This window comes from Phenylobacterium sp., from assembly GCF_031412415.1.
GTDB lineage: Bacteria > Pseudomonadota > Alphaproteobacteria > Caulobacterales > Caulobacteraceae > Phenylobacterium.
Map to the genome: position 1 here is coordinate 1 of NZ_JANOCX010000239.1, position 2,965 is coordinate 2,965.

The 2,965-nt window shown below is 66.0% G+C and carries 5 protein-coding genes and 1 pseudogene; 3 read left to right on the forward strand and 3 right to left on the reverse strand.

The genetic code is table 11. The features are described 5' to 3' along the window. The 3 genes from RMO04_RS11845 to RMO04_RS11855 all read right to left on the reverse strand — a co-directional run. Positions 1-411: D-Ala-D-Ala carboxypeptidase family metallohydrolase (locus RMO04_RS11845; RefSeq protein ID WP_309644987.1), on the reverse strand; the 411-nt coding region annotated here is incomplete at its 3' end. 83 nt (positions 412-494) lie between these two features. Then, entirely contained in the window at positions 495-803 is a 309-nt protein-coding gene (locus RMO04_RS11850) for a hypothetical protein (RefSeq protein ID WP_309644988.1), read from the reverse strand. Then, a complete protein-coding gene (locus RMO04_RS11855) occupies positions 800-1,141 on the reverse strand; it encodes a hypothetical protein (RefSeq protein ID WP_309644989.1) in 342 nt (113 codons plus the stop codon). Before RMO04_RS11855 ends, RMO04_RS11850 begins: the two co-directional genes overlap by 4 nt. 113 nt (positions 1,142-1,254) lie before the next feature. On the opposite strand from RMO04_RS11855, the gene RMO04_RS11860 reads away from it, so the two are divergent. The 3 genes and pseudogenes from RMO04_RS11860 to RMO04_RS11870 form a co-directional block, all read left to right on the forward strand. Continuing rightward, positions 1,255-2,007, forward strand: coding sequence for a PEPxxWA-CTERM sorting domain-containing protein (locus RMO04_RS11860; protein ID WP_309644990.1), 753 nt, complete (start codon positions 1,255-1,257; stop codon positions 2,005-2,007). Between the two features lie 335 nt (positions 2,008-2,342). Beyond that, positions 2,343-2,582, forward strand: coding sequence for an XRE family transcriptional regulator (locus RMO04_RS11865; RefSeq protein ID WP_309644991.1), 240 nt, complete (start codon positions 2,343-2,345; stop codon positions 2,580-2,582). Between the two features lie 4 nt (positions 2,583-2,586). Continuing rightward, positions 2,587-2,965, forward strand: a pseudogene (locus RMO04_RS11870) (hypothetical protein); the annotation flags it as partial.

The following is a 2,965-nucleotide window of genomic DNA, read 5'->3' on the forward strand; positions in this document are numbered from 1 at the left end:
CTTGGTCAGCACCTGCCGGCGCATGGCCGGCGCGAAGGAGATGTGGACCCACGTCCCTTCCTCGATCAGCTGGTCGAAGGGCAGCACCTTGCGGTCGGCCGCCGCCAACGTCGCGCAGATGGCCTTGGGATCGCCGTAGCCGTAGCAGTTGAAGTCGATGGCATGGCCGCTCACGTGCGCTGAGGTCGGCACGCCCCGCACCTTCTTGTTCACGGCCGGCGAGCGATAGCCGGACGAGATGGTGATCACTTTGTTGCCTAGCAGATTGCGCACCACCTCCATCCGCGCCGCGGCGTCGGTCAGCGCCGCCAGGGCGGCTTTGGTGGGCGTGTTGTTCAGATCGAACCGCGCGGCCGTCTGCGACGCCGTCAGTTCCTCCAGCGCGAAATGCGCCGAGAGCTTGGTGACCATGGCGGCCTCCTGTTCAACATTGAGGGCGGAAGTGAATCGGCTTGCGTCCGCGCCCAGGCCCGGCGCCGCGCATAACGATCGGCCTAGTCCCTCTCGTCAGCTGCGGTCTCGGCGGCCGCCTGTCGCTGACGGTGGACATTCCAGGCCATGATCGCCGACACGACCGCCAGGACGCCATAGACGGCCGCCTCGCGGGCATTGGCGTGGGCGCCTCCCGCGATCGAGACCACAGCGCAACCCAGGGCCATGCCCAGGATCAGCAGGCCCGTGGCGACGGCGTTCGGGGCGCTGGCCCAGGTGGAGAATGACGGCTTCAGCATGTAGCCGCGCAGCGCCAGACAACCCCCGGCGATAGTGGCCGCCCCGGCGGCGAAAATGTCTAGGTCGGTCATTGGCCCAGGTCCTTGATCTTCTTCCCGAAGGCGGCGGCGAGCCAGCTCTGCAGGAAGGGCCAAGAGATCCAGGCGCCGGCGCCCATGGCGAATCCCGAGACGTGGGGGTCGCGCATCGAGGTCCAGGGGATCAGGTCGGCCAGGGTGGGGGCGACGAAATAGCCGGCCATCACACCGACCATGATGCCGAACACCACATTGGTCACCGCGCGCAGGATGTCGGCGTGCCCCACGGGCTGGCCGTGCAACAGGGTGGTCGCCAGGTGGAACAGGCCGGTGCAGGCGCCCCCCGCCAAGGCGGCGACGGCCGTCTGCAGACGGTCGGGATCGAGGCTCATGGAGCCCTCCTTCTACAAAGCTATGGGGAGACGCGCCGCTCGCCGGGCGGGCGAGCCGGGTTGACTTGTGGCGGCGATAACCAAAAGGTGGCCGCTACTCTGGGGAGAGTGAAATGTTGAAAGTTCTAGCGACGATTGTTGCGGCTGTTGCGCTGTCGTGGGCCGGGTCGGCTGGGGCGGCGACTGTGACTATCGGTGGAAGCTTGGTCGCTGAGGGGTCGGCCCCGTATGTCGATCCGAACTTAGCAGTCGGCGACGCCGTGACCGCTACGGTCGAATTCAATCCCTACACGGCCATGCAACTTGGAACGACTGGCCTATTTCTAGCTCAGGCGACCACCTTCAACATGACGGCGGGTAGCCTGGCTTTGCCCTATCGCGACGCCCTCGAGTACCCGTTCGCGTTCCAGTACTACGAGACAAACTGCGAAGCGGAGCAGGGGCCGGGCTGCAGCCACACCGACGAATATCGTATGATCGAAGGACCAGCGATCCTGTTCAAAGGCTCAAAAGTCATGGGCCTCGTTGGTTTCACCGGGATCTACAATCTCGCCCTGCCGGACTACAACCTCGGCTCATATGTCCGAAACTGGTCTTCGGAATGCAAGCGGCAGGCGATCGACCAGCCTTATGTCTGCGCGGACGACTTGGCCTCCAAAATCGAAGCCAACGACACGTTCGAAATCTACAGCAACCAGCACAACGGAATCTACAAAACGCAGGGCTTCAACGGCGCCTGGGATTTCGCGGGCGCGTCGATATCAGGCGTGCCCGAACCTACCACATGGGCAATGATGATCCTGGGATTCGGCCTCGCCGGTTCAGCGCTCCGCCGTCGTCAGTCGCAGGTCGCGCTATTGCGGTAGGTCCATCCGTTCTGCGCTCGCTACCCGGCCGACTGGAAGGCCATCAGCCTGGAGGTCCGCGCCCGCGCCGGCAATCGCTGCGAGGGCTCCCCGGCCTATCCGGATTGCCGCGCGATCAATGGCGAAGAGCACCCTGAGACCCAATCGCGCGTCGTCCTGACGGTCGCCCATCTCGACCACACGCCAGAGAACAACGGCGCGCCGGGAAACCGGCCGAACCTGAAGGCGTGGTGCCAGCGCTGCCACAACACCTACGACATGCCGATGCGTCGGGCCGGAATCGCCCGACGGCGCCGCGAGGCGCTCGCCATGGCGGACCTGTTCGGCCACGCCTGATGCAGCGCACCGCCCTCGCCATGCCCCCGACCCTCTCGCCGCGCGGCCTGCAGCGCGCGGCGGCGGCGGGCTATGTGGGAATATCGACCTCAAAGTTCGACGAGATGGTCGAGGATGGGCGCATGCCCCGGCCCAAGGTGATCGACCGGCGCAAGGTCTGGGACCGCAACGCTCTGGACATCGCCTTCGACGACCTGCCAGATGACGGCGACGCCAAGCCGGCCAATGACTGGGACTGAAACCGTGACCCATCTACGCCTGCGGTTCGTCCAGGCGTTTGAGGATCGCCACGGCAAGCCGCGCTACTACTTCCGCGGTCCAGGCCTGCCCCGCGCCCGCCTGCCCGGCCTTCCAGGCTCGGCGGAGTTCATGGCGGCCTATCAGGCGGCCATGGAAGGCGCGCCGCTCCCAGCCCGCATGGTCGGCCAGGAGAAGACCCAGCCGGGCACCATGTCGGCGCTGATCGTCGCCTACTACGAATCCACCGAGTTCAAGACGCGGGCCGAGAACACCCGCTACGTCTACCGCAACGCGATCGAGCGGCTGCGCGCCCGCTTCGGCGACAAGAGCATCGGCGGCATGCAGCCGCGCCATGTCCTGGCCTTCTTGGACGAGTTCGCCG

Coding starts and splice junctions, on each gene's coding strand:
- RMO04_RS11850 (WP_309644988.1), bottom strand. CDS start 803: ATGACCGACCTAGACATTTTCGCCGCCGGGGCGGCCACTATCGCCGGG.
- RMO04_RS11855 (WP_309644989.1), bottom strand. CDS start 1,141: ATGAGCCTCGATCCCGACCGTCTGCAGACGGCCGTCGCCGCCTTGGCG.
- RMO04_RS11860 (WP_309644990.1), top strand. CDS start 1,255: ATGTTGAAAGTTCTAGCGACGATTGTTGCGGCTGTTGCGCTGTCGTGG.
- RMO04_RS11865 (WP_309644991.1), top strand. CDS start 2,343: ATGCAGCGCACCGCCCTCGCCATGCCCCCGACCCTCTCGCCGCGCGGC.